The organism is Amycolatopsis benzoatilytica AK 16/65 (assembly GCF_000383915.1).
GTDB classification, from domain to species: Bacteria; Actinomycetota; Actinomycetes; order Mycobacteriales; family Pseudonocardiaceae; genus Amycolatopsis; species Amycolatopsis benzoatilytica.
The window spans coordinates 7,561,165-7,587,576 of record NZ_KB912942.1 but is presented as its reverse complement, the minus strand read 5'-3'; the positions used below and the strand labels follow the sequence as shown (position 1 = coordinate 7,587,576).

Annotated in this window: 26 protein-coding genes; 8 read left to right on the top strand and 18 right to left on the bottom strand. The window is 69.2% G+C overall.

From position 1 onward, the window contains the following. The first annotated feature begins 40 nt into the window (after positions 1-40). Both AMYBE_RS0135420 and AMYBE_RS0135415 read left to right on the top strand, forming a co-directional pair. Positions 41-631, top strand: a complete 591-nt coding sequence (locus tag AMYBE_RS0135420; RefSeq protein ID WP_020664137.1) for a nitroreductase family protein — start codon at positions 41-43, stop codon at positions 629-631. Between the two features lie 108 nt (positions 632-739). Next, the gene (locus tag AMYBE_RS0135415) at positions 740-1,402 is read left to right on the top strand and encodes a PDZ domain-containing protein (protein ID WP_027928363.1); all 663 of its coding nucleotides are present in this window, start codon (positions 740-742) and stop codon (positions 1,400-1,402) included. A 225-nt stretch (positions 1,403-1,627) separates the two neighbouring features. Here AMYBE_RS0135415 and AMYBE_RS0135410 read toward each other — a convergent pair whose 3' ends face one another. Continuing rightward, entirely contained in the window at positions 1,628-2,005 is a 378-nt protein-coding gene (locus AMYBE_RS0135410) for a hypothetical protein (protein WP_020664135.1), read from the bottom strand. Positions 2,006-2,249: 244 nt separating this feature from the next. Here AMYBE_RS0135410 and leuA point away from each other — a divergent pair, with 244 nt between their 5' ends. Together leuA and AMYBE_RS0135400 are read left to right on the top strand one after the other, a co-directional pair. Next, positions 2,250-4,034: a 2-isopropylmalate synthase gene (leuA, locus tag AMYBE_RS0135405; RefSeq protein WP_027928362.1), complete on the top strand. Its 1,785-nt coding sequence runs from the start codon at positions 2,250-2,252 to the stop codon at positions 4,032-4,034. Between the two features lie 114 nt (positions 4,035-4,148). Further along, on the top strand, positions 4,149-5,117 hold the full coding sequence (locus AMYBE_RS0135400) for a helix-turn-helix transcriptional regulator (RefSeq protein WP_020664133.1): 969 nt from the start codon (positions 4,149-4,151) through the stop codon (positions 5,115-5,117). Positions 5,118-5,170: 53 nt separating this feature from the next. On the opposite strand, the gene AMYBE_RS0135395 is transcribed toward AMYBE_RS0135400, so the two are convergent. Further along, positions 5,171-6,085 (bottom strand): SDR family oxidoreductase, encoded by a 915-nt coding sequence (locus AMYBE_RS0135395; RefSeq protein ID WP_020664132.1) that lies wholly within the window; start codon positions 6,083-6,085, stop codon positions 5,171-5,173. A 208-nt stretch (positions 6,086-6,293) separates the two neighbouring features. Between AMYBE_RS0135395 and AMYBE_RS42955 the strand changes: the two genes are divergently transcribed. Then, complete coding sequence (locus AMYBE_RS42955; RefSeq protein WP_020664131.1) at positions 6,294-6,863, top strand: DedA family protein; 570 nt, start codon at positions 6,294-6,296, stop codon at positions 6,861-6,863. Positions 6,864-6,912: 49 nt separating this feature from the next. Here AMYBE_RS42955 and AMYBE_RS0135385 read toward each other — a convergent pair whose 3' ends face one another. Then, positions 6,913-7,818, bottom strand: a complete 906-nt coding sequence (locus AMYBE_RS0135385; protein ID WP_020664130.1) for a LysR family transcriptional regulator — start codon at positions 7,816-7,818, stop codon at positions 6,913-6,915. 86 nt (positions 7,819-7,904) lie between these two features. On the opposite strand from AMYBE_RS0135385, the gene AMYBE_RS0135380 reads away from it, so the two are divergent. Continuing rightward, positions 7,905-8,804 (top strand): EamA family transporter, encoded by a 900-nt coding sequence (locus AMYBE_RS0135380; protein ID WP_020664129.1) that lies wholly within the window; start codon positions 7,905-7,907, stop codon positions 8,802-8,804. 90 nt (positions 8,805-8,894) lie between these two features. Here AMYBE_RS0135380 and AMYBE_RS0135375 read toward each other — a convergent pair whose 3' ends face one another. The 3 genes from AMYBE_RS0135375 to AMYBE_RS0135365 all read right to left on the bottom strand — a co-directional run bounded on the left by AMYBE_RS0135375 (position 8,895) and on the right by AMYBE_RS0135365 (position 11,220). Continuing rightward, positions 8,895-9,551 carry a DedA family protein gene (locus AMYBE_RS0135375; RefSeq protein ID WP_020664128.1) on the bottom strand — a complete coding sequence of 219 codons (657 nt, stop codon included), beginning with the start codon at positions 9,549-9,551 and terminating at the stop codon, positions 8,895-8,897. A 98-nt stretch (positions 9,552-9,649) separates the two neighbouring features. Further along, complete coding sequence (locus AMYBE_RS0135370) at positions 9,650-10,843, bottom strand: RNA polymerase sigma factor (RefSeq protein ID WP_020664127.1); 1,194 nt, start codon at positions 10,841-10,843, stop codon at positions 9,650-9,652. Then, a complete protein-coding gene (locus tag AMYBE_RS0135365; protein ID WP_020664126.1) occupies positions 10,840-11,220 on the bottom strand; it encodes a YciI family protein in 381 nt (126 codons plus the stop codon). The genes AMYBE_RS0135370 and AMYBE_RS0135365 overlap by 4 nt, the downstream gene beginning before the upstream one ends. A 99-nt stretch (positions 11,221-11,319) precedes the next feature. Between AMYBE_RS0135365 and AMYBE_RS0135360 the strand changes: the two genes are divergently transcribed. Next, positions 11,320-11,742: a YybH family protein gene (locus AMYBE_RS0135360; RefSeq protein WP_020664125.1), complete on the top strand. Its 423-nt coding sequence runs from the start codon at positions 11,320-11,322 to the stop codon at positions 11,740-11,742. Between the two features lie 4 nt (positions 11,743-11,746). On the opposite strand, the gene AMYBE_RS43580 is transcribed toward AMYBE_RS0135360, so the two are convergent. The 12 genes from AMYBE_RS43580 to AMYBE_RS0135300 all read right to left on the bottom strand — a co-directional run bounded on the left by AMYBE_RS43580 (position 11,747) and on the right by AMYBE_RS0135300 (position 24,972). Continuing rightward, a complete protein-coding gene (locus AMYBE_RS43580) occupies positions 11,747-12,250 on the bottom strand; it encodes a DUF3592 domain-containing protein (protein ID WP_169515294.1) in 504 nt (167 codons plus the stop codon). 95 nt (positions 12,251-12,345) lie between these two features. Then, positions 12,346-13,458 carry an ABC transporter ATP-binding protein gene (locus AMYBE_RS0135350; RefSeq protein WP_020664123.1) on the bottom strand — a complete coding sequence of 371 codons (1,113 nt, stop codon included), beginning with the start codon at positions 13,456-13,458 and terminating at the stop codon, positions 12,346-12,348. Continuing rightward, the gene (locus AMYBE_RS0135345) at positions 13,455-14,450 is read right to left on the bottom strand and encodes an ABC transporter ATP-binding protein (RefSeq protein WP_020664122.1); all 996 of its coding nucleotides are present in this window, start codon (positions 14,448-14,450) and stop codon (positions 13,455-13,457) included. Before AMYBE_RS0135345 ends, AMYBE_RS0135350 begins: the two co-directional genes overlap by 4 nt. Positions 14,451-14,454: 4 nt before the next feature. Beyond that, positions 14,455-15,390: an ABC transporter permease gene (locus AMYBE_RS0135340; protein ID WP_020664121.1), complete on the bottom strand. Its 936-nt coding sequence runs from the start codon at positions 15,388-15,390 to the stop codon at positions 14,455-14,457. After that, positions 15,387-16,388 (bottom strand): ABC transporter permease, encoded by a 1,002-nt coding sequence (locus AMYBE_RS0135335; RefSeq protein ID WP_020664120.1) that lies wholly within the window; start codon positions 16,386-16,388, stop codon positions 15,387-15,389. The genes AMYBE_RS0135340 and AMYBE_RS0135335 overlap by 4 nt, the downstream gene beginning before the upstream one ends. 88 nt (positions 16,389-16,476) lie before the next feature. Continuing rightward, entirely contained in the window at positions 16,477-18,153 is a 1,677-nt protein-coding gene (locus tag AMYBE_RS0135330) for an ABC transporter substrate-binding protein (protein WP_020664119.1), read from the bottom strand. Between the two features lie 729 nt (positions 18,154-18,882). Beyond that, positions 18,883-19,377 carry a uridine kinase family protein gene (locus tag AMYBE_RS0135325; protein WP_020664118.1) on the bottom strand — a complete coding sequence of 165 codons (495 nt, stop codon included), beginning with the start codon at positions 19,375-19,377 and terminating at the stop codon, positions 18,883-18,885. A gap of 29 nt (positions 19,378-19,406) precedes the next feature. Continuing rightward, positions 19,407-19,847 (bottom strand): DUF2304 domain-containing protein, encoded by a 441-nt coding sequence (locus AMYBE_RS0135320; protein ID WP_020664117.1) that lies wholly within the window; start codon positions 19,845-19,847, stop codon positions 19,407-19,409. Positions 19,848-19,856: 9 nt separating this feature from the next. Further along, positions 19,857-20,615 carry a glycosyltransferase family 2 protein gene (locus tag AMYBE_RS0135315; protein ID WP_020664116.1) on the bottom strand — a complete coding sequence of 253 codons (759 nt, stop codon included), beginning with the start codon at positions 20,613-20,615 and terminating at the stop codon, positions 19,857-19,859. 6 nt (positions 20,616-20,621) lie between these two features. Beyond that, complete coding sequence (locus AMYBE_RS0135310) at positions 20,622-22,568, bottom strand: DUF6541 family protein (RefSeq protein WP_020664115.1); 1,947 nt, start codon at positions 22,566-22,568, stop codon at positions 20,622-20,624. An 83-nt stretch (positions 22,569-22,651) separates the two neighbouring features. Continuing rightward, on the bottom strand, positions 22,652-23,956 hold the full coding sequence (locus tag AMYBE_RS0135305) for a hypothetical protein (RefSeq protein WP_027928358.1): 1,305 nt from the start codon (positions 23,954-23,956) through the stop codon (positions 22,652-22,654). After that, entirely contained in the window at positions 23,953-24,972 is a 1,020-nt protein-coding gene (locus AMYBE_RS0135300) for a glycosyltransferase family 2 protein (protein ID WP_020664113.1), read from the bottom strand. The genes AMYBE_RS0135305 and AMYBE_RS0135300 overlap by 4 nt, the downstream gene beginning before the upstream one ends. A gap of 111 nt (positions 24,973-25,083) precedes the next feature. Here AMYBE_RS0135300 and AMYBE_RS0135295 point away from each other — a divergent pair, with 111 nt between their 5' ends. Continuing rightward, positions 25,084-26,181: a UDP-N-acetylglucosamine 2-epimerase gene (locus AMYBE_RS0135295; protein WP_020664112.1), complete on the top strand. Its 1,098-nt coding sequence runs from the start codon at positions 25,084-25,086 to the stop codon at positions 26,179-26,181. Positions 26,182-26,412 lie beyond the last annotated feature (231 nt).

The following is a 26,412-nucleotide window of genomic DNA, read 5'->3' as shown; positions in this document are numbered from 1 at the left end:
AGTGACGGAGAGCACTCCGGCGCGTACTACGGTGCAACACGTGCGCAAACCAGCCGAAACCAGCGTCCCGGTCGCGTCGGCCATCGCCGAGCGGTGGAGCCCCCGTGCCTTCGACGAGACCGCCGAGATCACCGAAGGCCAGCTGACCGCCCTGCTCGAGGCTGCCCGGTGGGCGCCGTCGTTCGGCAACACCCAGCCGGCGCGGTACCTGGCCGGCCGCCGCGGCGACGCGGTGTACCCGCGGATCCTCGCGACGCTGAACTCCGGAAACCAGGCGTGGGCGTTCCGGGCGAGCGCGCTGCTGATCGGTGTGACGGTCACTACGAACGAGAAGGGCGAGGTCCCCTACACCGATTACGGGCTGGGCCTGGCGAGCGAGAACCTGGTCCTGCAGGCGGTCGAACTGGGACTGATCGCCCACCAGATGGCTGGGTTTTCCGCGGACGCCGTGCGCGCGGAGTTCGGGCTGCCGGACAACGCGACGGCGCGGGTGGCGATCGCCGTCGGTTCTCCCGCCGACGCGGCCGTGCTCGCGGAGGCCTGGCGCGTCGAGCGGGAACGGGCGCCGCGGGAACGGCTGCCGCTTTCCGAGTTCGCTTTCGGCGACCGCTGGGGCACCCCCGCACTGTGACCGATCCGTGAGCATTCCCGGGAACCGGTTTGTTCTTCGCGCGGTCAGAGTGGCACCACATCGGTCCTGGCCCGTGAGATCGGCGGGCACTTCGCGAGGAGAAACGTAATGCGTACTGGGGTGCCCGCAATGCTGGCCGTTTCCGCGTTAGCGCTCGCGCTGGCCGGCTGTTCCGGTTCGGACGACAAGGCCGCCCCGGCGCCTGCCAGCAGTCCGGCCGGACCGGCTTCGTCCAGCTCGGCACCCGCCTCCAGCTCCGCGCCCGCGGACGGCGGCAGCACCAGCGGCGTCGAGTTCACGAAGCAGGGCACGAAGCTCAAGATCGGCGAAAAGGCCATCGTGCCGTTCTCCGCGTCGAAGAAGAACGGCGCGATCGGCATCACGGTGACCGGGATCGACAAGGGCGTCGAGGCCGACCTCGCCCCGCTGAAGCTGGGCGATCAGGCCAAGGGCATGACGCCGTACTACATCCAGGTGAAGGTGACGAACGAGTCCGGCACGGACTTCTCGTACAGCTCGCTGGGCCTGATGAACGGCCAGCTCGCCGACGGCTCGGACGGCCCGCACGTGTCGGTGATCGGCAAGTTCGAGAAGTGCGACAGCGGCAACTCGGGCAAGGACTTCACGACCAAGGGCGCTTCGTACACCAGCTGCGTGCTAGCGCTCGCGCCGGCCGGTACCGAGGTGAAGGGCGCGTCCTACGACGACAGCAGCCGCCGGGACCAGGCACCGAACACGGATTACGGCAAGGAATCGATCAGCTGGAAGTAGCCGGAGGGCAAGACCGCCGCGGGGGGGGCGCCGGCCGAGGGCTGGCACCCCCGCGGCTTCTTGCGCCCTGGGAAAGGCGTGCTGGACGACCACGCACCGGCACGCGACGGCAGCGCTCGGGGCGCAGCGGCGGGCGATGCAGTCCGTGAAGGACCCATTGCGGGAATCAGAGTCCGGCAAGGGGCCCTTCACGGACACAAGATCGATCGTGCAAGCGAGGACCGCTCAGGAGCTGGCCCCGCCGACCCGCCGGATCACCCGCGCCAGCACGCCGGACACGATCAGCCAGAACACCGCCGCGATGCCGTAGTTCACCAGCACCCGGAGCTTTCCGTCACTCGGCGTGAACAGGTCTTTGAAGCCGAGCGACAGGCCGTCCGCCCAGTTGCTCACGAACGACACGATGCCGTTGCCCTGATTGGCCGAGCCGATCACGAAGATCACGTGCAGCACGAGGACCGCCGCGAACAGCAGTCCGATCCAGCGCACGAGCGAGGCCACCAACGACACGGCCTGCTCACGGGTGCGCCGCCAGTTCACCGGGGCGCGCCGGGGGCGCGATTCCGTCTCGGTTTTCTGCGACTCTTCCGCGTGCTCGCCCATGCCGGGCAGTCTGACACGTCACATCGCGGCCCGCTACCCGCTGGTAACAGGTACCCGCCACGGGACGTAACAGTTCGATCGCGACACCGGCTTTCCTTTCCGCCCGGCGGGTGGTTACAGTGGGGACGTGGCGCGTGAACTCCTGCTTCGCTGCCGCGACGGGGCCTGATCTGACCGGCTCCTCGTCGCGGGGCTTTGTGGTGCCGGTCGTCCGCACCGAACCCGTCAGGAGATTTACCCCGCTATGAGCACCGACCCTCGCACCGCCAACTCCCGTGTGCGCACCCCTTCCCGCCCCGCGCCCGCCGGGCAGCCCGGGTGGAACCCGCAGCGCGGCACGTCCATGCCGGTGCACCGCTACCGCCCCTGGTACGACCTGGTCGAGAACATCGAGGTACCCGACCGCACCTGGCCGGACAAGCGCATCGAGCGCGCACCGCTGTGGTGCGCGGTCGACCTGCGCGACGGCAACCAGGCGCTGATCGACCCGATGTCGCCGGCCCGCAAGCGCAAGTTCTTCGACCTGCTGGTCCGGATGGGCTACAAGGAGATCGAGGTCGGCTTCCCGGCCGCCTCGCAGACCGACTTCGACTTCGTCCGCGAGATCATCGAAGAGGGCGCGATCCCGGACGACGTGCACATTCAGGTGCTGACCCAGTGCCGTCCGGAGCTGATCGAGCGGACCTTCAAGTCGCTCGAGGGCGCGCCGCGGGCGATCGTGCACATCTACAACTCGACCTCGATCCTGCAGCGCCGCGTCGTGTTCCGCGAGGAACGCGAGGGCATCAAGAAGATCGCCACGTCGGCCGCGGAAATGGTGGTCGAGCTGGCCGCCAAGCAGCCGGACACCGACTTCCGGTTCCAGTACTCGCCGGAGTCCTACACCGGCACCGAGCTGTCCTACGCGCTCGAGGTCTGCAACGCGGTCACCGAGATCTGGCAGCCGACGCCGGAGAAGCCGGTGATCCTGAACCTGCCGGCGACCGTCGAGATGGCGACGCCGAACATCTACGCCGACTCGATCGAGTGGATGTCGCGCAACCTGGAGCGCCGTGATTCGGTGATCCTGTCGCTGCACCCGCACAACGACCGCGGCACCGGCATCGCCGCCGCCGAACTGGGCTACCAGGCCGGCGCGGACCGGATCGAGGGCTGCCTGTTCGGCAACGGCGAGCGCACTGGCAACGTCGACCTGGTCGCGCTGGGAATGAACCTCTACAGCCAGGGCATCGACCCGCAGATCGACTTCTCCGACATGGACGAGATCAAGCGGACCGTCGAGTACTGCAACCAGCTGCCGGTCCCGGAACGCTCGCCGTGGGGTGGCGACCTGGTGTTCACCGCCTTCTCCGGCAGCCACCAGGACGCGATCAACAAGGGCCTCGACGCGATGAAGGACGCCGCCGACAAGCAGGGCGTTCCGGTCGACGAGTACCCGTGGGAAGTCCCGTACCTGCCGATCGACCCGAAGGACGTCGGCCGCACCTACGAGGCCGTGATCCGGGTGAACTCGCAGTCCGGCAAGGGCGGCGTGGCCTACATCATGAAGGCCGAGCACCAGCTGGACCTGCCGCGCCGGCTGCAGATCGAATTCTCGAAGGTCATCCAGGCCTACACCGACTCCGAGGGCGGCGAGGTCGACCCGGCGACGATGTGGAACGCGTTCTCCGCCGAATACCTGGAGTCCAAGACTCCGCTGGAGCTGATCAAGCAGCGGGTCACCGACACCGGCGACGGCGAGTACGACCTGGAAGCGACCGTGAAGGTCGAGGGCGACGAGCACGAGATCACCGGTCGCGGCAACGGCCCGATCGCGGCGTTCTTCGACGCGCTGTCCACGGTGGGCTACGACCTGCGGCTCCTGGACTACAGCGAGCACACGCTGAGCCCGGGCGACGACTCCCGCGCCGCGTCGTACATCGAATGCGCGATCTCGGACCGGGTGTTCTGGGGTATCGGCGTCGACCCGTCGATCGTGACCGCCTCGCTGCGCGCCGTGGTGAGCGCGGTGAACCGGGCCAACCGCTGAGTCTGGCCCGAATGCCACATTCGGTGCATGTGACGCACCCAATGTGGCATTCGGTGCGTCACATGCACCCAATGTGGCATTGGGGCGGGCGGCGGACGGGAGGCGGAGGCGGGAGTGCGAGCTGAGCGCCTGGTCGCGCTGCTCTTCACGCTGCATCGCAAGCGCGCGGGCACCGTCGGGGAGCTGGCGAACGAACTGGGCGTGACCGAACGGACGCTGCGCCGCGATCTCGCGGCCCTGCGTGAAGCCGGCGTACCGCTCTGGAGCGAACCAGGGCGGTACGGCGGCGTCCGGCTGGTCGATGGCTGGCGTTCGCGGCTCGACGGCCTCACTTCGCGCGAGGCCGTCGCGCTGCTCGCCTTGGACGTGCCGGACGCGCTCGCCGGGCTCGGTCTCGGCACCGCAGTGGCGGCCGCGCACGCGAAAGTGTCCGCGAGCATGCCGGCGCAGCTGCAGGAACAGGCCCGGACAGTCGCCGGTCGGTTTCATCTCGACGCGTCGGCCTGGTTCAGTTCGCCGGACGACGCGGCAGCACTGCCCGCGGTCGCGAAGGCGGTGTGGACGCAGCGGCAGCTCGACGTCCGGTACCGGCGACGTGACAAGGTCGCCCGGCGGACGCTCGATCCGCTGGGGCTCGTGCTGAAGGCCGGGGTCTGGTACCTGGTGGCGCGGGTCGACGCTTCTTTCCGCACGTATCGGGTGTCCCGGCTGGAAGGGGTCGCCGAGAACGGCGAAACCTTTGCCCGGCCGGAGGAATTCTCTCTCGCCGACTGGTGGCGCGCGTCGTCGGCGGAGTTCGAGAAGATGCCGCTGCCGGTCCGGGTGACCGCACGGCTCGACGCGTCCGCGGTGCGGGCGTTGCGCCGGGTTTTCGGGCCGGAGCACGTGCACGAGGTGCTCGTGTCGCTCGGGCCGCCTTCCGAGGACGGCTGGGCGGAGGCCGAGTTCGCCTTGGAGAGCGACGAAGTCGCGGTCGGACAGCTGACTTCGCTCGGACCCGGGGTCGAGGTCCGGACCCCGCCGGAGATCCGGGCCGCGGTCGCGGAGTTCGGCCAGGCACTCGCCGACCGCAACCGTCCGTGAAGGGCCCCTTGCCGGACTCAGATTCCGGCAAGGAGCCCTTCACGGACTTCAGATCAGCGGTAGCCGGCGGTGTCCGCGGGCTTGCCTGGTTCCTGGACCTCCTCGATGTAGCGCCAAGCGTCCGGGCGGCTGCCGTCCACGTCGTCGATCTCGTAGACCTTGGCCAGCTGGCCGCTGGAGACGGTCTGGCCGTTCCAGCGGTCCCGGTCCGGGTCCGCTGCCAGCGCGACGACGGTGCGGCCGGAGAAGGTCGGCGTTTCCGAGATGACGAAGTGCGGTTCGCGCTCGGTCGCGTCGCGCCAGTTTTCCTCGGTGACGCCGAAGATTTCGAGCATCGCCTCGGAGCGCATCCAGCCGGGGGTGAACGCGACCGCGGTGCAGTCGTGCTTCGTCAGCTCCGCGGCCTCGCCGACGGCCAGCACGTTGATCGCCGCCTTCGCCAGGTAGTACGGCAAAGACGTGCCCTCGCGGTATTTCCGGTTGTACTCGGCGGTGCCGTCAGTCAGCTCGACCACGAGTCCGCGTCGCTTGATGACCAGCGGAAACAGATGGTGGCTGGTGATCAGGTGGGCGTCGAGGGACAGCCGCATCATCCGCAGGCTCGAGTCCAGCGAATGCTCCCAGACCGGCTTGCCCCACTCCAGGTAGCGGTCGCCGCCCCAGATGCCGTCGACCAGGAGGTCCAAGCCGCCGTGCTCGGCCTCCACCCGGTTGGCCAGCGCGGCGACCTCGTCGCTCACCAGGTGATCGACCCGTAGCGCGCTTCCGCTGCCGCCGGCCGCCTCGATCAGGTCCAGTGTGTCCTCAATGGACTCCGGGCGGTCCACTTCGGACCGCTGGCTCCGGGTGGTGCGGCCGGTGACGTACACGTACGCCCCGGCCCGGCCCAGTTCGACCGCGATCGCCCGGCTCGCCCCGCGCGTGCCGCCCGCCACGAGCGCGACCTTGCCGGCCAGTTCCCCGCTCATTCGGTTCGTCCCCTTTCCGTCAGTGAACCACCAGCGTGCGGCAGAACCCTGACATCTGCTGTCCGGGTTCGGCGAAGTCTGTGCCCTGGCTGTGTCTTGCTGTGCGGACCCGGTGATTGGGACTGATTTTCGCCGGGCCGGCGGTTACATGGGAGAGGCAGGCGGCGACGCCACTCGGTTGAGGGCGGCGGAGGGGAGGAAGGCGGAGATGAACACTACGACGGCTGGACTGGTGTTGCTGTTCGTCGTCTCGCTGGTGCCGTTGCTGCCCACCGAGGTGACGCTGCTCGGCATGGGCATCGCCGCCGCGCAGCATGGGACTCCGTTAGCGGTCGTGATCGCGGTCGCGAGCGTCGGCTGCCTCCTGTCCGACCAGGCCCTGTACGCCCTCGGCCGGTTCGGCGGGGCGCGCGTGCTGTCCCGGCTCACCCGCCGGCGCAAGCTGGCCGCCGGGCTGGAGTGGCTCGACGGGCGACTGCAGCGGCACCCGCGTCCGGTCTTGGTCGTCGCCCGCTGGCTGCCCTCCGGCGGAACCGTCGGCGCGCTGCTCGCCGGTTCGCTGAAGTGGCGGTTCTCCGAGTTCCTGACCGCGTCCGCGGTGGGCGTCCTGCTGTGGACGTCGTACGTCGCGATCCTCGGCTACGCGGGCGGCCAGCTGATCGCCGAGCCTGGGTTCAGCATGGCGCTGTCCCTGGCGGTCGCGCTGCTGCTCGGCACCGCGATCACGTTCGGGATCCGGCGGAACTCGACTTCGCCAGTGCCCAGTCCAGCGGCCTGACCTTCCCCGGGGTGGCGGCTGCCGGGAACGGGGCCGCCCGGAAACCCGGTCAAGTCGTCAGCTCCGCGACTTCGGCGTGCATCTCGTCGATCACCGTCGCCACCGCCGGCCGGTCCGCCGCGCCGGTCCGGCACACCACCTCGATCAGCCGCGCCGCCCGGATGCCGGCCAGCGGGCGGCCGACCAGTCCGCTGCCGCGCCGAGTGTCCATGGTGTACCGGGGCATCAGCGCGATGCCGTGGCCGGCCGCGACCAGCCGCTCGGTGATCCGGAAGTCGTTGATCCGCTGGACGATCTGCGGCCGGACGCCGGTGCGCACAGTCAGCGAGCGCAGGACGTCGTCGACCGGGAAGCCGTGGTCGACTGAGATCCAGCGCTCGTCGGCGAGGTCGGTCAGCCCGACGCGGCGGTGCCGAGCGAGCCGATGGCCGACCGGGAGCGCGACGTCCAGGGGCTCGCGCAGCAGCGGGACCACGTCGAGCCGTTCGGAGTCGAACTCGGCCGCGTGCTCGTCGCGGTGCGCGACGACCACGTCGTAGTCCGCGACCAGGCCGGGGACCTGCGACGGGACCATGTCGACGTCGCGGACGTCGATCTCGAGGTGCTCGTGCCGTTCGATCCGGCGCAGCAGGCCGGGCAGCAGCATCAGCCCGGCGGACTGGAAGATCGCGATCCGCACCCGCCCGCGCGGGGCGCTGCGATAGGTGTCCAGCTCCGATTCGGCCCGGTCCAGCGCGGCGAGCACCTCGTCGGCGCGGGCGACCAGGGCGCGACCGGCGTCGGTGAGCCGGAGGCCGCGGCCGGCCGGTTCGGTGAGCGCGATGCCGACCTCCGCCTGCAGCGCGCGCAGCTGCTGCGAGATCGCCGATGGCGTGCAGTGCAGCGCCAGGGCGGCGGCGGTCACGCTGCCCCGATCGGCGAACTCCCGCAGCGTCCTCAGCCGGCCCAAGTCCATCCGACCAGTGTATTTGAAGGACTGCTACACAGTCAGTGCAGATATTCTCGCTAGTGCTTCACGGTCAGAGTCGGCACAGTTGAGGCATGCCCATCCGAGACCGTCTGCTCGCCGTGTTCGTCGCCGTCTTATGGGGCCTCAACTTCATCGCCATCCACGCCACTCTCGGCCAGTTCCCGCCGATGTTCGCCGGCGCGCTGCGGTTCCTGCTGATCGCCGTCCCGACGGTGTTCCTCGTCCCGCGGCCGCGGGTGAAGCTGCGCTACCTCCTCGGGTACGGGCTCGGCTTCGGCACCGGCCAGTTCGCGTTCCTGTTCGTCGCGATGCACCTGGGGATGCCGACCGGCCTGGCGTCGCTGGTGCTGCAAGCGTCGGCGCCGTTCACCGTGCTGCTCGGCGCGGTCCTGCTGCGCGAACGCGTCTCGGGACGGCAACTGGCCGGGATCCTGCTGGCGGTGGCCGGGATGGCCGCGATCGCGTGGCAGCAGTCCGGCCAGGCCGCGCTGGTGCCCGTACTGCTGACCCTGCTGGCCGCGCTGAGCTGGGCGATCGGCAACCTGAGCATGCGCAAGGCAGAGCCGGACAACCCGCTGCACCTGACGCTGTGGATGTCGGTGGTGCCGCCGCTGCCGATGCTGGCGCTGTCCGGAATCTTCGAAGGCCCGAGCGCCGGCTGGCACTCGCTGACCACGCTCGGCACGAAGACCGGCGTGATCGGCCTGATCGGGCTCGCGTACGTGGTCATCGTCGGCACCGTCATCGGCTCCGGCATCTGGACCACGTTGATGCGCCGCAACCCGGCGGGCGTGGTGGCGCCGTTCTCGCTGCTGGTACCGGTGGTCGGCCTGACCGCGTCGTTCTTCATCCTCGGCGAGGTGCCGACGGCGCTGACCCTGATCGCGGCGGCGGTGGTGATCGGCGGCGTGCTGCTGGGATCGCTGCGGAAGAAGCCGGCCGTGCTGGAGGAAGAGCTGATGCCAGCCTGACGCGGTCATCCGCCTTCACCGGCCGAAGTTCCGCCGCGTCAAACACGAAAACCCCGGCCGCACCGAGCAGCCGGGGGTTTTCGTCGTCGGTCAGGCGACCGCGTCGTTCTTCTCGTCCGCCTTCGTCGCCGCCAGGTCCGCTTCCGCGTGCTTGGCCATCCGCTTCTTCAGGATCAGCGTCACCACCAGGCCGATCACCAGCGCCGCGCCGAGCCCGGCCCACTGGAAGCCCTTCAGCCACTTGTCGGCGACCACGCCCAAGTAGTAGATGAGCGTCGTGGTGCCGCCCGCCCACACGATGCCGCCCAGCGCGTTCGCGGTCAGGAAGCGCGGGTAATGCATGTTCAGCGAACCGGCGAGCGGGCCGGCCAGGATGCGCAGCACCGCGACGAACCGGCCGAAGAACACCGCCCACATGCCGTGCTTGTGGAACATTTTTTCCGCGCTCGCGATATGCGCCGGTCCGAAGTGCTTCGGGAACTTCCGGCCCGCCCAGGCGAACAGGCGTTTGCCGCCCTTGCGTCCGATCAGGTACCCGATGCTGTCGCCGATGATCGCGCCCGCACTCGCCAGCGCACCGATCCACAACGGGTTCAGCCCGCTGTGCGACGACGCCAGCAGAGCCGCGCTCACCAGTACGATCTCGCCGGGCAGCGGAATGCCCAGGCTTTCGATCATGACCACCAGGCCCACCAGCAGGTAGACCGACAATGGAGGAATCGCCTCCAGGATGTGGTCGATGTTCACGCCAACCCCCTCGCCTTTCGCACCGAGCTACTTGCAGGGTACCGGCGGGTCGGGTGCGGCAGCGTCCGCCTGAAGTCGGGGCCGGGGTCCGTCTCAGGTCAGACTTTTCCCGGCATATCCGGCAAAACTCGCGATTCGAAATACGCGCGTTCCGGCAAGCTCAGCGTGCGCCGAGCGGCCCGCTGATAGCAAGCGCGGGCACCCGCCGCGTCGCCGGAGAGCTCCAGCAAATGCGCGCGGACCACGTCGACCCGGTAGTGGTCGAGCTGGTCCAGCGCGTCCAGTTCGGCCAGCGCGGCCGCTGGGCCTTCGACCTGGGCCAGCGCGACCAGGCGGTTGAGCGTGACCATCGGGCCGGGAGCCAGCTGCTGGAGCAGGTCGTACAAGAGCAGAATCTGCGGCCAATCGGTGGCGTCCGCGGTGGGTGCCTCGTCGTGGACCGCGGCGATGGCGGCTTGCAGCTGATACGGCCCGACTGCACTGGTGCTCAGCGCGTGCTCGATGAGCGCGCTGCCTTCGGCGATCGCGGACGCGTCCCAGCGCGAGCGGTCCTGGTCCGCCAGCGGGATCGGGACGCCGCCGGGGCCGGTGCGGGCGGGGCGGCGGGCGTCGGTGAGCAGCATGAGCGCCAGCAGACCGGTGACTTCGCCGTCCTCGGGAAGCTGGGCGTGCAACTGCCGGGTCAGCCGGATCGCTTCCGCGGTCAGCTCGACCCGATTTACCGCCTCGCCCGCGCTGGCGGTGTGGCCCTCGGTGAACACCAGATACAGCACCTGCAGCACGGCGGCGACGCGGTCGGGCAGCTCGCCCGGCGGCGGCAGGACGAAGTCCGCACCGCGCAGTTTCTGTTTCGCCCGGCTGATCCGCTGGCCGATGGTCGGCTCCGGCACCAGGAACGCCCGGGCGATCTCGGCGGTGGTCAGGCCGCCGACCGCGCGCAGCGTCAAGGCCACCTGGGACGGCCGGGTCAGCGCGGGATGGCAGCACAGCATCAGCAAAGCGAGCGTGTCGTCCTGGACGACCGGCTCCGGGTCCGGCGGTTCGAGCGCGGCCACCGTCTCCTCGCGCCGGATGCGAGCGGCTTCGCTGCGCCACATTTCGATCCGCCGGCGCGACGCCGTGGTGATCAGCCAGGCCCTCGGATTGTCCGGCACCCCGTCTCGCGGCCACTGCACCGCGGCCGCGAGCAGCGCCTCCTGCACGGCGTCCTCGCATTTGCCGAAGTCGCCGTAGCGGCGCACGAGCGCGCTCACGACCTGCGGAGTCAGGTCGCGCAGGACGTCCTCGATCACAGCTCGAAGTCCACGTCCCCGGTCAGCCCCATCACCGGTCGCACCTCGATGGTCGCGTACGGGGCCTCCGGGATCCGGGCGGCGATCTCCAGCGCTCGCGCTTCCGAATCGCATTCCAGCAGGTAGAAGCCGGCCAGCTGCTCCTTGATCTCGGCGAACGGGCCGTCGGTCGTGCTCACCCCATCGGGCCGGACGTGCACCTGTTTCGTCAGCTCCGGCGCGGCCAGCCGCTCGGACACGATCCGCTCGCCAGTGCCCGCCAGCTCCTCGTGGAAGCGCTGGTAAGCGCGCAAGCCCTCAGCTTTCTGTTCGTCGGTCATCCCCGCCCACGCCGCGCGCGACGCCGGGTTGCCGTAGATCAGGACCAGATACTTCATCGGAAACCTCCCGGAAAGTTGTTTCTACTCCTTCTGTCGAAACCGCGCTCGCGGCTTCGACGTCCCGGACGAACGCACCGAGACGAAGGAGAACCCCTCATGGCTGAGAACGAAATCCGCGAACTGCTGGCCGAACGCACCGCCGCGACGCACGCGAAGGACGCGAACCGGATCGTCGCCATTTACGCCGCCGACGCGGTGAAGTTCGACCTCGCCCCGCCGCTGCGCACGACCGGTGCCTCCGCGGACTATGTCGCGCAGTGGCTGAGCACCTTCGACGGTCCTGTCGCCTACGAGTACCACGATCCGGAGATCACCGCCTCCGGCGATCTCGCCGTCGTGACCGCACTGGCAACGCTCAGCGCGGTGCCCAGCGGCGCACCCGAACCATTCACGCTCTGGTTCCGCACCACGCTTACCCTGCGGCGCAACGACAACGGCTGGCTTGTCACGCATGAGCACAACTCGACGCCATTCCACATGGACGGCTCGTTCCGGGCCGCGATCGACCTGGCGCCCTGAGAGTTCAACCGGAGAAGCCCGGGTATTCCTTCCGCAGCCGCCCGAGAAACCGCCTGCTGGCAAAGAACCCCGCGCCGAGGAGCAGCCCGAGGGAGGTGAAGATCAGCCCGAGGCTGAACAGCTGGCTGGACGGCGATTCGTAGCCCTCGACGATCGAACTCTTCGGGCTGCTCGCATCCACCCGGACGGTGACCTGGTCGCCGACCTTCGGATGCTGCTCGGCTCCGACGTCGGCGACCACTGTGTACGTCGCTCCGTCGGCAGCGGCGTATCGCACGGTCATCTTGCGATAACGGGAGCCCTTGGCCGCGTCGTTGAAGTCCACAACGGACCCATTGATCCGCGTCCCGGACTCGCGCAGCCGCACGGCCGTCGCATCGGCGTTCGATCCGCCGATCATCGCCAGCGGGCCGCCCACCAGGAACAAGACCGCCAGCAAGAGCAACGCCCAGTCGCCCACCCCCAGCCTCGCGGGCCGATTCCCGGGTTCCGGCGGCGGGATGGTCACCAGCGCGCTCCCTCTCGTCCAGCGGCCCGGAAACGCGGAAAAGCCTCCTCGCCGGAAACAGTTTCCGGCAAGGAGGCTTTCCACGCCACCTCGCCTCAGAGGATCTCAGCGGCCGAACCGACGTCCGGCGGACCGAGGTCCGGGTTCAGCGCACTGGCCTCGACCAGCTCCGGCTCCACCTTGTGCGGCTGGATCCGCCCGTCGCGGATGTCCTCCGCGTAGTGGCAGGCCACCCGGTGTCCGGCGCCGATTTCCCGCAGCTGCGGGCGATCGGTGTCGCACAGGCTCTCCTGCCGCCACGGGCAGCGGGTGTGGAACCGGCAGCCGGACGGCGGGTTGGCCGGCGACGGCAGGTCGCCGGTCAGCAGAATCTGCTCGCGACTGTCCTCCACCACCGGGTCCGGCACCGGGATCGCCGAGAGCAGCGCCCGGGTGTAGGGGTGCAGCGGATTGCGGTACAGCTCGTCCGACGTCGTCTCCTCGACCAGCGAGCCGAGGTACATCACGCCGATCCGGTCGGAGATGTGCCGGACCACCGCCAGGTCGTGCGCGATCACCAAATAGGTGAGACCGAGCTCTTCCTGCAGGTCCTCCAGCAGGTTCACCACCTGCGCCTGCACCGAGACGTCCAGTGCGGACACCGGTTCGTCGGCGACGATCAGCTCCGGCTCCACCGACAGCGCCCGGGCGATGCCGATGCGCTGGCGCTGGCCGCCGGAGAACTCGTGCGGGTACTTCCGCAGCGCGGTCTCCGGCAAGCCGACCGCGGCCAGCAGCTCGCGCAGCCGCTTCGCGGTGGACTCCTTGTCCTTGTCCAAGCCGTGCGCGCGCATCCCCTCGACGAGGATCGACTCGACCGACTGACGCGGGTCCAGGCTCGACATCGGGTCCTGGAACACCATCTGCATCCGCCGCCGCGCCGTGCGCAGCTTCTCGCCCTTGAGCTGGGCGACGTCGGTGCCGTCGAAGACCACCTTGCCGCTGGTCGGCTCATTGAGCCGCAGGATCGCCCGGCCCAGGGTCGACTTGCCGCAGCCGGACTCGCCGACCAGGCCGTAGGTCTCACCGCGCCGGATCGACAGGTCGACACCGTCCACAGCGAACACGTGGCCCACCGTGCGGTCCACGACGATGCCGCGCTTGATCGGGAAGTGCACCTTGAGGTCGGTGACCTCGAGCAGCACCTCGTCGGTGTTGGCCGTCGTCATCGGACCCCTCCTCCAGCCGCCACAGCCCGCTCCACCGGGTTGAAGCAGCGCAGCAAACCGTTTCCGTCCGGCACCAAGTCCGGCGAGGACTCCCGGCAGGCCGCGATCGCGTTCGGGCAGCGCGGCGCGAACGCGCACCCGCTGTCCCACGGGATGTTGTCGGCCACCGAACCGCGGATCGGCACCAGCTTTTCGCCGCGGCCCTCGTCCAGCCGCGGAATCGAGGCCAGCAGGCCGTGCGTGTACGGATGCCTCGGCTCAGCGAACAGCGCGTGCCGTTCGTTGCGTTCCACGATCCGGCCGCCGTAGAGCACGTTGACCTCGTCGCACAGCCCGGCGACCACACCAAGGTCGTGCGTGATCATGATCAGCGCGGTGCCGGTGTCCTGCACCAGTTCCCGGAGCAGAGCGAGGATCTGCGCCTGGATCGTCACGTCGAGCGCGGTGGTCGGCTCGTCCGCGATCAGCAGCCGCGGACGGCAGGCCAGCGCGATCGCGATCAGCGCGCGCTGCCGCATCCCACCGGAAAGCTGGTGCGGGTACTCGGAAAGCCGGCGCGTCGGGTCCGGGATGCCGACCTTGTCGAGCAGCTCCGCCGCCTCGATCCGCGCCTTCTTGCGCGGCATGTCGCGGTGGCGCTCCAGCACCTCGGTGATCTGCAGCCCGATCGGGATGACCGGGTTCAGCGAGGACAGCGGATCCTGGAACACCATGCCGAGGTCGCGGCCGCGCCGGTCACGCATCTCGCGTTCGGACAGCGTCAGCAGGTCGGTGCCCTCGAAGCGCACCGAACCGCTGACCGTGTTGCCGCGCTTGGCCAGCAGCCGCATGATCGCCAGCGAGGTCACCGACTTGCCGCAGCCGGACTCGCCGACCAGCCCGACGGTCTGGCCGGGCTCGACGTCGAAGCTGACGCCGTCCACCGCGGTGAACGGCTGCTCGCCCCGGCGCTGGAACACGACCTTCAGGTCGCGGACTTCAAGAAGTGCCACGGGGTCACCGCCGGTTCTTCGGGTCGAGGGCTTCGCGAAGGGACTCGCCGAGCAGGGTGAACCCGAGCGCCACCACGAGAATCGCGACGAACGGGTAGTACGCCAGCTCGGGCCGGATGTCGAGGAACTGGCGCGAGGCGTTGCCGAGCATCAGCCCCCATTCCGCGCGGGTCGGGTCCGGGTCGCCGAGACCGAGGAACGACAGCGCCGCGGCCTCCAGGATCGCGGTCGCCAGGGTCAGCGTCGCCTGCACGATCACCGGTCCGATCGCGTTCGGCAGCATGTGCCGGAACACGATCGTCGTCCGCTTCACGCCCAGCGAGGTCGCCGCCAGCACGTGGTCCGCCTCGCGCTGGGCGAGCATCGAACCGCGCAGCAGCCGGGCGAAAATCGGCACGCCGATCATCGACACAGCCAGGATGACCGTCCACTGGCTCGGCTTCGCGAACAGCGCCGCGATCGAAATCGCCAGCAGCAGGGACGGGAACGCGAGCAGCACGTCGACCAGGCGCATCAGCACCGTGTCGACCCAGCCGCCGAACGCGCCGGCCAGCCCGCCGACCAGGACGCCGAGCAGCACGCCGATCACCGTCGCGAGCACGCCGACCAGCAGCGTCTGCTGGGCGCCGACGAGCAGCCGGGACAGGAAGTCGCGGCCGAAATCGTCCACGCCGAGCGGGAAACCGGGCTGGGCACCCGGGATGATGCCGCGGCCGAGCTGCACCTGGCTCTGCAAATACCGGGTCTGCGGGTCCTTCGGCGCGAGCAGCGGCGCGAAGATCGCCAGCAGCACGAACAGCAAGGTGATCACGCCGCCGGTGATCGCCACCGGGCTGCGCAGCATCCGGCGGAACGCCTCAGCGGTGAGACTCCGCCCGCCCGCCGACGTCGCGGCGAGCTTGTCGATCGGTTCTTTCTTCTTGTTCAGCAGAGTGTTCACCGCACACGCACCCTCGGGTCGATGAGCCCGTACGAAATGTCGACGAGCAGGTTCACGAGGACGTAGACCAGTGCGCCGAGCAGCAGCAGTGCCTGCAACCGCGGGTAGTCGCGCTTCTCGATGCCCTCCGCGAGCAGGAAGCCGATGCCGCGGAAGTTGAACACCCGCTCGGTCAGCACCGCGCCGCCGAGCAGCGCGCCGGTCTGCAAGCCGACGGTGGTGACCACCGGCAGCAACGCGTTGCGCAGCACGTGCCGCTGGCGGACGACGGGCTGGGTCAGGCCCTTCGAGTTCGCCGTGCGGATGAAGTCCTCATTGAACACGTCGAGCACCGAAGCCCGGGTGATCCGGGTGATCACCGCGAACGGGATGGTCGCCAGCGCGAGCGCGGGAAGGATCAGGTGCCTGATCGCGTCCCAGACGGCGTCCCATTCGCCGGTCATGATCCCGTCGAGAATGGCGAAATTGGTGACGGCGGTGGCGTCGATGCCCGGCGACTGCCTGCCCTGCGACGGCAGCCCGAACGGCGTGGTCAGCAGGTCCTGCATCATGTAGCCGAGGAAGAAGATCGGCACCGCGACGCCGATCAGCGTGACGATGATGATCAGGTTGTCGATGACCTGCCCGCGAAACCGCGCGGCGAGATAGCCGAACGAGACTCCGAAGAACACCGCGACCAGCATCGCCGAGAGGCCGAGCTCGATGGTGGCCGGCAGGAACGTGGTGATCTCGTCCATCACCGGCCGCGACGACGACAGCGACGTGCCGAAGTCACCGGTGACCGCGCGGCCGAGGAATTTGAAGTACTGCAAGAAGACCGGCTCGTCGAGACCGAGCACGTGGTTCAGGTTGGCGATTTTCTCCGGCGTCGCCTTGTCCCCGAGCAGGGCGGAGGCGGGTCCGCCGGGCAGGGATCGCAACCAGGCGAAAACCAGAATGGACAGAATCAGCAGCGTCGGAATTGCTTGTAGCAGCCGACGCACGAGAAAACGGAGCACGGTGAGTCCTTTGTGTACAGCCCGGGAAACGAGGCCAAGGGCAGGCGCGGTAGCACCTGCCCTTGGCCTGGCTGCTCAGCGGAGCACGTCAGCCGATCGTGACGTTGTCGAAGCGTTCGTCGGTGAGCGGGCTGGCCACCACGCCCTTGATCTTCGGGCCGACCACGATCGCCGGGGTCGGGTACGCGATCGGGACGGCGGGCAGGAAGTCCATGATCTTCTTGTTCGCGTCCTGGTACGCCTTGGCGTGCGCGTCGCCGGCCGGCGAGGCGTCCGCGTCGGCGAGAGCCTTGAACAGGTCGGGGTTGTCGAAGCCGAACTCCGGCTTCGCGCGACCGAAGAAGGTGCCGACGAAGTTGCCCGCGTCGTTGTAGTCACCGGTCCAGCCGAGCAGGTGCAGGTCCTGCTTGCCGTTCTTCTGCACGTCGTCCTTGTAGCCGCCGTTCCACGACTCCGGGTGCGGCTCGACGGTGATGCCGATGTTCTTCAGGTCCTCGGCGATCGAGGTGTAGGTGTCGGCCGGGTTCGGCATGTACGGCCGGGTGACCTCGGTCGGGTAGTAGAACTTCAGCGTCATGTGGTCGGCGCCGGCGTCCTTGAGCAGCTGCTTGGCCTTGTTCGGGTCGTACGGGTACTTGGTGACGTCGTCGGTGTACCCGGAGATCGCCTTGGGCACGAACTCCGTCGCGACCTCGGAACCCTCGGCCAGCTTCGAGCTCACGAACTGCTGGCGGTTGATGCCGTAGGCCAGCGCCTGGCGCACCCGCTGGTCCTTGAGCAGCGGGTTGCCCTTCTGGTTGATGCCCAGGTAGAGCACGTTGAAGGACGGGCGGATGAGCACCTGCTCGCCGTCGTTGCGCAGCAGCCCGTAGTCCGCGGGTGCCGGGAAGTCGTAGCCGTTGATGTCACCGGCCTTGAGCGCCTGCTTGCGGGCGTTCTCGTCCGGGATCACCTTGAAGACCAGCTTGTCCAGCTTGGCCGGCTGCGGCATCGTGCTGGTGTCGTTGCGCACCAGGGTGATCTGCCCGTTGCCCTGATCCCAGCTCTCGAACTTGAACGGGCCGGTGCCGGTCGGGTGCTTGTACCCGTATTCCGGGTAGGTGATCGAGGTGCCGGACGCCTTGACGTCGTCCGCGTTGTACTTCTTCAGCGCGTCCGGGCTCTGGATCGCGAACGACGGCAGCGTGAACGCGGCCGGGAAGGCGCCCTTCGCGCGGTTCAGGTTGAGCACCGCGGTGTGGTCGTCCTTGGCTTCGCAGCTCTTGTAGACCGGGGTGCCGGTGGTGTCGCCCTCGTTGTGGGCGAAGCCCTCGAAGACGTCGCCGTAGTAGATCATCTGGCTCTGGGCGGCGGCGCCCTTCATGTTGTACCAGCGGTCGAAGTTGAAGCAGACCGCCTTGGCGTCGAACGCGGTGCCGTCGCTGAACTTCACGCCCTGCTTGAGGTCGAAGGTCCAGGTCTTGCCGTCGTTGCTCGGCGTCCACTTGGTCGCCAGCGACGGGGCCAGCTCGGCGGTGCCCGGCTTGTTCTGGATCAGCGTGTCCAGCATCTGCCGGGTGATCCGGAAGGTTTCGCCCTCGTCGTTGAAGATCGGGTCGAACATCTTCGGGTTGCCGGTGTTGCCGAAGACCATGGTGCCTCCGGAGCCACCGCCTCCGGCTTCGTCCCGCTTCGACTCCGCGCACGCGGTCAGCGAGACCGCGAGCGCGCCGGCGAGCCCGATCAGAGCTGCCCGGCGCGTTCGGGTCAGCCGCAATTGCTGCATCTGGCACCCCTTGGGAATGTTCGGTGTCTCGAAATCACCGTCGGCCTCAGTCGACTAGACCAGTGCGGACCGGTGTGTTCGGTGACACTAGCGGGAACTCGGCCTCCGCTTAAGCACGTGAGGTTACGATCGCGCTACGTAAGGGCCAAAATGACCGCAACGTGTCGACAATTGTGCACTCCGCGTAACCAAACGTGCCGGTTTGGTACGAAGAGTGGCGGTTTGGTCACCCGATTGGCCTAGCCGCTCGGAGGTACGTTCCGGGTGCCGTGGATGTTCCGGACCGGTCCGGACGGGCTCGGACGAGGCCGTCGACACGCCGTCGGCACGCGTCGGCGCCAGCGCCGGAAGGGCAGGGAAACAACCCAAAAGTACCCGCATTTCCCGCCCGTTGCGCAATTCGCACAATAGTGCCGCCCGGCCGGTGTTTTTGCAGGCTGGAAAGCGATGTCGAGCATCGGATCCGGTTGTCCGGACCAGTTTCAGACCGGTTCAGACCACCTCGGGGGCTACGGGGCTCGAACCTGCCTCAGTCGAGCGCGCCGGTGGAGACTGTCCGTGAAGGGCCCCTTGAGGGACGTGAGTTCCCTGAAGGGGCCCTTCAGGGACACAGATTCCGTGAAGGGCCCCTTGAGGGACTCAGATTCCGTGAAGGGGCCCCTGAGGGACGTGGATTCCGTGAAGGGCCCCTTCACGGACACGGGCGCTGGGAGGCAAGGTCGCAGCGGCTCAGGGCAGCCGTAGATCGGCCGCCGCGCGGGTGCCGTCCACCGCGAACCAGCCGCGCTCGAACCGCTGCCAGCGGCGCAGGTGCGCCCGCGCCGCTTCGCCGTCTCGGGCGACCGCTCTGGCCAGGCGTTCCGTTTCCGTGCCGCCTTCGATCCAGCACAGCTGCGAAAGCATTGGCCGTACCGCGCGTCGTCCGCTCGACACGCCTTCCAGCACTAACACTTCCGGGACGGCCACCCGTACCAGCTCGCCGGGTCGCGGGGTTCCGGAGGTCCAGTCCATCCGGCGGTACTCGCCCGGCCGGCCGTGCGCCAGCGGGGTCAGCACGCCGTGCTCGAGCCGCGGCCACCACGCGACGGGATCGTCCCAGGTGGCGAAGGCGTCCGTGCTGACCAGTTCGGCACTCGGGCCCAACGCCGAGACGACAGCCGTGGCGAGCGTGGATTTCCCGGCCCCGGACGGGCCGTCGATCGCGAGCAGGCGCACCTCGCCCAACCGGGGCGGGGCGGCGAGCAGCGCGGAGATCAGCGCGTGCGTGCGGAACTCGCTTCTTCCGGCAGCGCGTCGACGCTGTCCGGCGCGGACAGCCGCTTCTCCAGGTCCGCGATCCGCACTTCGAGCGCGCGCTGGATGTCGTCCATTTCGCAGCGCAGCAACGCGGTCTCCTCGACCGCGGTCCGCACCTCTTCCTCCAGATGCCCGACTTCGGTCGACAGCTGCAGCGCGACCAGCGCCAGCACCACGCCAGCCAGGAAGAAGACGAAGTTCGACGGCGTCGCGACGCCGGTCAGATGCGCCAGGAATTCCGCGACCGGCGGCACCACCGCGAGCACCACTACGCCGAGGGCCACCACGAGCCAGATCCCGGCGTACTTCTCGCGCAGCTTCCGCCGCCGCATCATCTCGACGACGACGAGCAGTACGAGAGCCGCGATGACGATGCTCAGTACCTGCCAGCCTGCCATGAAGCCTCCCTACGCCGCGTCGGACGAATCGACGGACGGACGACGGCGGACCAGCGCGAGCAGCAGGGCAAGCCCGGCGCGGCCCAGGTACACCGCGGACTTCACCGGCGAGTGGCTCGGCTTGCCGCCCGCCCGCTCGCGCATCACGACCGGAGTCTCCACGATGGACAGCTTCGCCCGGATCGCCATCACCAGCGACTCGATCGTGTCGCCGAGATACTCCGCCGGGTAGTAGTCGGCGAACAGCCGGATCGCGCGCGGGCCCATCGCTTTGAACCCGGACGTCACGTCGGTGAGCCTGCTGCCCGACAGCCTGCTGAACACCATCGACAGCACGACCATCGCGTACTTGCGCGGCCCGACCGCGCGGTAGGCGCCCTTGCCGGCGAACCGGGAGCCGATCGCGATGTCGGCTCCTTCGTCGAGCAGCTGCAGGAGCGCGCCGACCTCGTCCGGGTCGTGCTGGCCGTCCGCGTCGACCTGGACGACAGCGTCGTAGCCGCGCGCGACGGCGTAGCGGAAACCGGTGCGCATCGCGCCGCCCACGCCCAAGTTCACCGACAGCCGGGCCACCCGGACGCCGGCGGCGCGGGCGAGTTCGGCGGTGCGGTCGGTCGAACCGTCGTCGACCACGAGCACGTCCATGCCCGGCAGCGACTGCTTGACCTGGGCGAGCACCGACGAAACGCTGTCCTGCTCATTGAGCGCCGGCATCACGATGAGCACGCGTCGGGTGCTCACGGGTGTGCTGGACACGACAGCCACCATAACCGCTCACTCCCCGTTCGCGGTGGTAGGGCCGGTCGCGCCGGACTGTCCGGCGATCTCGTAGATCGTCGCGCCCTCGTTGTGGAACACCACCCGGAACTCCGGTCCCGGCTTGACCTGGGTGACGCCGTACGACACGACCGCGTTGTCCGCGGCCATCCCCTTGCCCTGGATGAGGTAGCGCACGCGCAGCTCAGTGAGGTCTTTGCGGACGTCCGGGTACTTGTCGATGTCGTTGACCCAGGCGCTCAGGTAGGAGGCTTTGGTGTTCGCCCCGGCACCGTAGAAGGTCCACTCCACCGGCTGCACGCCGGCCAGCGCGTACATCCACGCCGAGCCGTCGGCCTTGTTGTTCATCACCCGCTCGCCGGGCCTGGTGTGCTGGCCGAGCCAGGTGAAGGCGGCCTCCTCCGCTTTGGACACTGTCGGCCCGTCCTGGTAGCCGCCCGCGAGCCGCGTCGCGTTGCGGCCGAGGTAGCCGCCCTTGCTCAGGCCGCCGCACACGAGCGCGAGCAGGGCCACCGCGACCGCGGCGAGCGCGGCCGGCTTCAGCTTCACCCGCGGCTGAGCCTTGCGAACGAACCAGGCGACCGCGCTGTGCGCGAACTCGCCGAACGCCACCGCGCCGGCCAGCGGCACGAGCGCGGCGATCCGCCAGTGGTCGTTGTAGAAGAGGCTGGTCAGCGTCTGCATGATCGGCGAGTTGATCGACACGGTGAGCATGAAGATGCCACCGAACAGGACGTACGCGCCGACCATCCACAGCATCCGCCGTCGCCGCACCAGCAGCACGATCCCGACGAACGCGGGCACGCCGACCCACCACTGCGGGAAGTCCGACATCGGGGAGAACGTGAGCGTCTGGCCGAGCCCGCCGGCGAGTGTGGTCTCCGGCGCCCAGTAGGCGCTCGTCACCCCGCTCGCGTTGTAGAGCGACGGCAGCACCAGCGGAATGCCGAGCACGATCGCCAGTCCGCCGGTCGCGAGCAGAGAAGGCGCGCTGCGCCGCCATTCTATCTTCTCGAAACGGAAGAGAACCGTGAGCAGAATGAGCAGGAAATAGACGACGACCACGAACACGACACTGGTGTGCAGACCGCACAACCCGGCCACACCGACGCCGATCGCGACCGGACCCGCGATGCCGTTCGGCTTCAGCAGGTAACGGGAAAGCGCCAGCATTGCCGGAATCAACGCGACCCCGGCGACATAGGGCCACAACGGACCGCGCCACAGCGAGTCGTACGGGAAGGCGCTGAACCACGTGCTGACCGCGGCCGCCGCGGCGGCGCCGAGCGCCGGCATGCCCCATACCCGGCACAGCGCGGCCACCCCGAACGGCACGGTGAAGATCACCGCGAGCGCGGCCAGGTTCAGCGTGGGCATCATGGTGAGCCCGCCCTTGCCGAAAACCAGTGCGAGCAAGGCGTGGTAGGTGTCCGGGTAGAAGTAGTTGGTCTGGTTCGGCAGGTTGGCGATGGTGCCCACAGTGGACGGCCGGGCGTCGCCGTGCTCGGCGATCCAGCGGACCAGATTTCCGTGGAACGGCGCGTCCCAGCCCTGCTGGACGCTGGCGATCCCGTTGGTGCCACGCAGGAAGGTGGCGGCGCCCACAACCATCGCGGCGGCGACGCCACCCGCCATCACGAGGTGATCGCGCAGCGGCAGCCGCGGCAGCTCGTCGGCCTCCCAGTCCGGGTGCCGCCGGGCCCGCAGCCGCTGCACCGCGAACGCCAGCCCGAAGCCGACCGCGGCGAGCACCAGCGTCCAGAGCGCGACGTTGAGCAGCGACCAGCGGATGCCGACGTTGCCGAGCACCGGGACGCCGAGCGCGACGATCCCGAAGGTCAGCAGCGGCGCCGCGGCGGCGAGCGTCCATCCGCGCAGCCGGATCGCCGCCCCGAAGACGAGCCCAGGCACCCAGAATGCAAGGAGCACCAGAAGAACGTTCATCGAATTCGAATCCAAACCTGATCGGCTTTTGCCATCCGGCGCACGCCGGTCCCGGCGGCTCGGGAAGTCACACTACTGCGACGCTAAGAACACGCTTCACCCGTGTCTGCGGTTGCTTCCGCCGACGAATTAGCGAGGACGAATACGAGCACGACCGCGAGCCCGGCCATCGGCGCGGCGGCGAGCGAAACTACAGCGCGCAGAACGGTATCGCCCGGGACGGCGACCAACAGCGCGGACGCGGTGGCCGCGACCACCGCCCAGGTGATGAGCACCCCGCGGGCCTGTGCGCGCGCCACGAGCACCGCGGTGAGCAACTGCATAGGCACCAGCAGCACCGAGGACCACACGAGCCCGGCGACCGCCCAGCCGTCCACCTGGTAGGCGGGCCCGTTGACGAACCGCACCGCCCACGGGCCGATCAGCATGCCGACCAGCGCACCGAGCGCGGCCAGCGCGAGCGAGGCGAACGTGCCGAGCAGCAGCACCCGGCGCAGCCGGTGCCGTCCGGCCGCGGTGGCCGAGAGCCGTACCACGAACGGCACGGCCAGCGACTGCACCGGCCCGATCAAGGTCAGCGGCAGCCGGGCGATGACCAGCGCGGCGAACACCGCGCCGATCCGGTCGCGGTCGCCGCCCGGGGCGAGCAGACCGACCAGCGCCGGGTAGCCGGTGATGACGCTCGCGGTGAGGGCCGCGCCGAGCAGCAGCATGAGCATCCGGCGGCCGGTGACCGTCCAGCCGTCGCCGTCCGCGCGGACGTCCAGCAGCCGCCACGCCTGCCGGATGAACAGCAGCCAGGCGAACGAGCCGGCGGCGACCGCCAGCGCCAGCGGCACCAACTGGTACGCGGTGGCGATCACGAGCAGGCCGAGGACCAGCGCGCGCACCGCCGGCTCGGCGACGATCAGCCCGGCGAAGTGCTTGACCTGGTGCTGACCGATCAGCAGCCCGCGGACGCCGAACTGGCAGGCGAACGCGACCCCGCCGGCCAGCACGATCAGCGCGAGCTCCCAGGCGCCGTGGAACAGCCGTTCGTTGATCGGCGGGATGAGCAGGGCGAGCCCGAACGCGGCCGCGGCCGCCGCCGAAACGGCTACCGCGCGCAGCGCGCCGCGGCCGGCCAGACCGCCGGTGAGCGCGGCCGTCGCGGACTGCCGGGACAGTTCCTGCTCCAACGGGGACAGCGCGCTGCCGAGGCCCATCAGCAGGCCCCAGAAGGTGAGGAAGGTGGCGTACTGGTCCGGCGGCAGCAGCCGCGCGCAGGCGACGGTGAGGAGGTAGCCGAGCGCGATCGCCGCGATCAGCGAACCGCCGAGCTTGCCCGCGGTGCGATGGGTGTCCCGGACGACCCCGTTGGCCGTCTCACCGGTCTCGGCCACGCTCATCGGCGCCGCTGCCGGGCGCGCAAGGCCAGGAACAAGCCGCGGAGCACGCCCGAACCGAACCCGGCCGCGAAGACCGGCAGCAACGTGCCGACCGCACGCGCCTCAGCGGTGCTGGCCCCGCACTTCTTCACCACCGCGGCGGCCGCGGCCGACCCGGCGACCCCGAGCGCGGCGGTGGTCTTCGGCTTCTTCGCCGCCAGCACGACCCCGGCCGTGCCGACCGCGAGCGCGCCGAACAGCGCGGTGCGGGCGGGCCCGGCGGAACCGAGGTAGGAGTCGACGTAGGTGGTGCCGCGGAAGAACGACTGGGAGAAGAACTTCTTGAGCGAATCGCGGCCGTGGTAGGTCCCGGAGAACTGCGGGGCCAGGTGAATGCGCGCACGTTCGGCGATCCAGCGCAGCATCCGGGTGTCGTCGCTGGCCAGCCGGACGTCGTCGAACAGCGATTCGAAAGCGGCCGCGGAACCCTCCAGCAGATCGCGGCGAGCACAGAAAAAGCCGGTGCCCTTGGGATACAGATCGAATTCCTCGACGCCGAACGAGGTCAGCTTCGGGTCCGCGAAGTACTTGCGCCAGGAGAATGCGACGAGACCGGACATGAAGCCGGCGTAGGGATTGCGCTCGGACGCGACGTTGATGTGACCGTTCCACGCCGCGCGTTCCGGATGCGCGGTGAGCTGATCGCGCAGAAAAGCGAGGCTGTTCTCGTCCACGATCACCCGGCTGTCGAGCAGCAGCAGCCATTCGCCGGACGCCTTGGCCATCCCGGCGCGGCGGGCCTCGAACCGGCCGCCGTTGGACTGAGTGAGCACGGTGATGCCGTGCTGGTCGCGCAGCTGGGCGAGCCGCGCGGGAGTGCCGTCGGTGCTCCCGTCGTCCACGACGAGCACCTCGACCGGCCACCGGGCCGCCTCCGCGGATGCGATCAGCGCGCCTACGCTGCGGTCGATCCAGTCTTGTTCGTTGTAGACCGGAATCACGACGCTGAGCGACGGGAGGGGCGGATTCGCACTCACCCCGGCGAGGCTACCCTGTACCGGGCGGGGCAGACCGCGCAGCATCCTGGCCCGCACCGTTGACCTTCTGTTTACCCGGCCGCAGCCGGCTCGGAGATTGGGTAATCCACGGTGATTTCCTTCATTGTCGGCACCACCGCGGAACTGATCAAAATCGCGCCGGTGTTCCATCGCATCGCCGACCGCGGCGCGAAACCGGAGATCTGGTTCACCGCGCAGCACGTGGACGAGGTCGCGGACGTGCTCGCGGACCTCCAGCTGCCGGAACCCGCGCTGTGGTTCGTGCCCCGCGAGCGCGCGCACAACCTCGAATCGCCCGCGCAGGTGCCGGGCTGGGCCGCGCAGGTGATGCGCACGGCGTGGGGCCGGCGTGCCGAACTGCGCACCCGGCTCGCCTCGGACGGCCGTCCGCCGCTGGTGCTGGTGCACGGCGACACGTTCACCACCCCGTACGGGGCGTTGATCGGCAAGAAGATCCTGAAGGCGCGCGTCGGGCACATCGAGGCGGGCACGCGGTCCGGCAGCATCCTGTCGCCGCTGCCCGAGGAGCTGAACCGGAAGATCGCCGGCAAGCTGGTGGACCTGCACTTCTCGCCGAGCGAGCGAGAGGTGCACAACCTGCGCGGCGCGCGCGGTGTGGTGGTGAACACCGAGGCGAACACCGCGATCGACTCCATGCGCCAGGTGATCGACCAGCCGCTGGACGTGCCCGGCCTGCCGGAGAAGTTCGGACTGGCCACGCTGCACCGGTTCGAACTGGTGTCGCGCGCGGACAAGTACCGCGAGGTGCTGGAGATCCTGCGCGCGCAGAGCCGGAAAATGCCGATCCTGTACCTGGCCGGCGCGCCGGAGCGGGAGAAGATCCGCTCGCTGGGCCTGGACGAGCTGTTCGACGACCAGTTCATCGCCCAGCCGAAGATGCGCTACCTGAAGTTCCTGCCGCTGGTCGCGCGCGCCGAGTACGTGGTCACCGATTCCGGTGGCCTGCAAGAGGAATGCGGCTACCTCGGCCTGCCGTGCGCGGTCCACCGGGCGCGCACCGAGCGGCACGTGGGCATCGGCGAGAACGTGATGCTGACCGAAATGCGCGGCGACAAGCTGCAGGAATTCCTGGACACCTACCAAAACCGACGCGGCGAGTCCTGGATGGACAAGTACCACCCGTCCGACATCGTGGTGAACTCACTGGCACAGCTGGGTTATTGCTGAGTCTTTGGCGCCGGTCTGTGTTGGATGGCGCCGACTTCGTCGGCGCGCGCGGGATCGCCTTCAAGTCGGCGTCTGACGGAGCTGCGCACCCGGCCCGGGGGGGCCGTGCACGCAGCTCCGTCAGGCGCCGACGCGATCCCGCGGGCGGGTCGGGGTGGCAGATGGCGGGGGTCAGCGCCGGGCGGCGGGAGTTGTGGTCCGTGAGGGGCCTGTTGAGGGAATCTGATTCCC

Bases quoted from the DNA above. Each gene is read 5' to 3' on its own strand.
- AMYBE_RS0135310 (WP_020664115.1), bottom strand. From the start codon at position 22,568: ATGAACGTTCTTCTGGTGCTCCTTGCATTCTGGGTGCCTGGGCTCGTC.
- AMYBE_RS0135410 (WP_020664135.1), bottom strand. From the start codon at position 2,005: ATGGGCGAGCACGCGGAAGAGTCGCAGAAAACCGAGACGGAATCGCGC.
- AMYBE_RS42955 (WP_020664131.1), top strand. From the start codon at position 6,294: ATGAACACTACGACGGCTGGACTGGTGTTGCTGTTCGTCGTCTCGCTG.
- AMYBE_RS0135395 (WP_020664132.1), bottom strand. From the start codon at position 6,085: ATGAGCGGGGAACTGGCCGGCAAGGTCGCGCTCGTGGCGGGCGGCACG.
- AMYBE_RS0135315 (WP_020664116.1), bottom strand. From the start codon at position 20,615: ATGGTGGCTGTCGTGTCCAGCACACCCGTGAGCACCCGACGCGTGCTC.
- AMYBE_RS0135320 (WP_020664117.1), bottom strand. From the start codon at position 19,847: ATGGCAGGCTGGCAGGTACTGAGCATCGTCATCGCGGCTCTCGTACTG.
- AMYBE_RS0135365 (WP_020664126.1), bottom strand. From the start codon at position 11,220: ATGAAGTATCTGGTCCTGATCTACGGCAACCCGGCGTCGCGCGCGGCG.
- leuA (WP_027928362.1), top strand. From the start codon at position 2,250: ATGAGCACCGACCCTCGCACCGCCAACTCCCGTGTGCGCACCCCTTCC.
- AMYBE_RS0135360 (WP_020664125.1), top strand. From the start codon at position 11,320: ATGGCTGAGAACGAAATCCGCGAACTGCTGGCCGAACGCACCGCCGCG.
- AMYBE_RS0135305 (WP_027928358.1), bottom strand. From the start codon at position 23,956: ATGAGCGTGGCCGAGACCGGTGAGACGGCCAACGGGGTCGTCCGGGAC.
- AMYBE_RS0135330 (WP_020664119.1), bottom strand. From the start codon at position 18,153: ATGCAGCAATTGCGGCTGACCCGAACGCGCCGGGCAGCTCTGATCGGG.
- AMYBE_RS0135350 (WP_020664123.1), bottom strand. From the start codon at position 13,458: ATGACGACGGCCAACACCGACGAGGTGCTGCTCGAGGTCACCGACCTC.
- AMYBE_RS0135415 (WP_027928363.1), top strand. From the start codon at position 740: ATGCGTACTGGGGTGCCCGCAATGCTGGCCGTTTCCGCGTTAGCGCTC.
- AMYBE_RS0135380 (WP_020664129.1), top strand. From the start codon at position 7,905: ATGCCCATCCGAGACCGTCTGCTCGCCGTGTTCGTCGCCGTCTTATGG.
- AMYBE_RS0135385 (WP_020664130.1), bottom strand. From the start codon at position 7,818: ATGGACTTGGGCCGGCTGAGGACGCTGCGGGAGTTCGCCGATCGGGGC.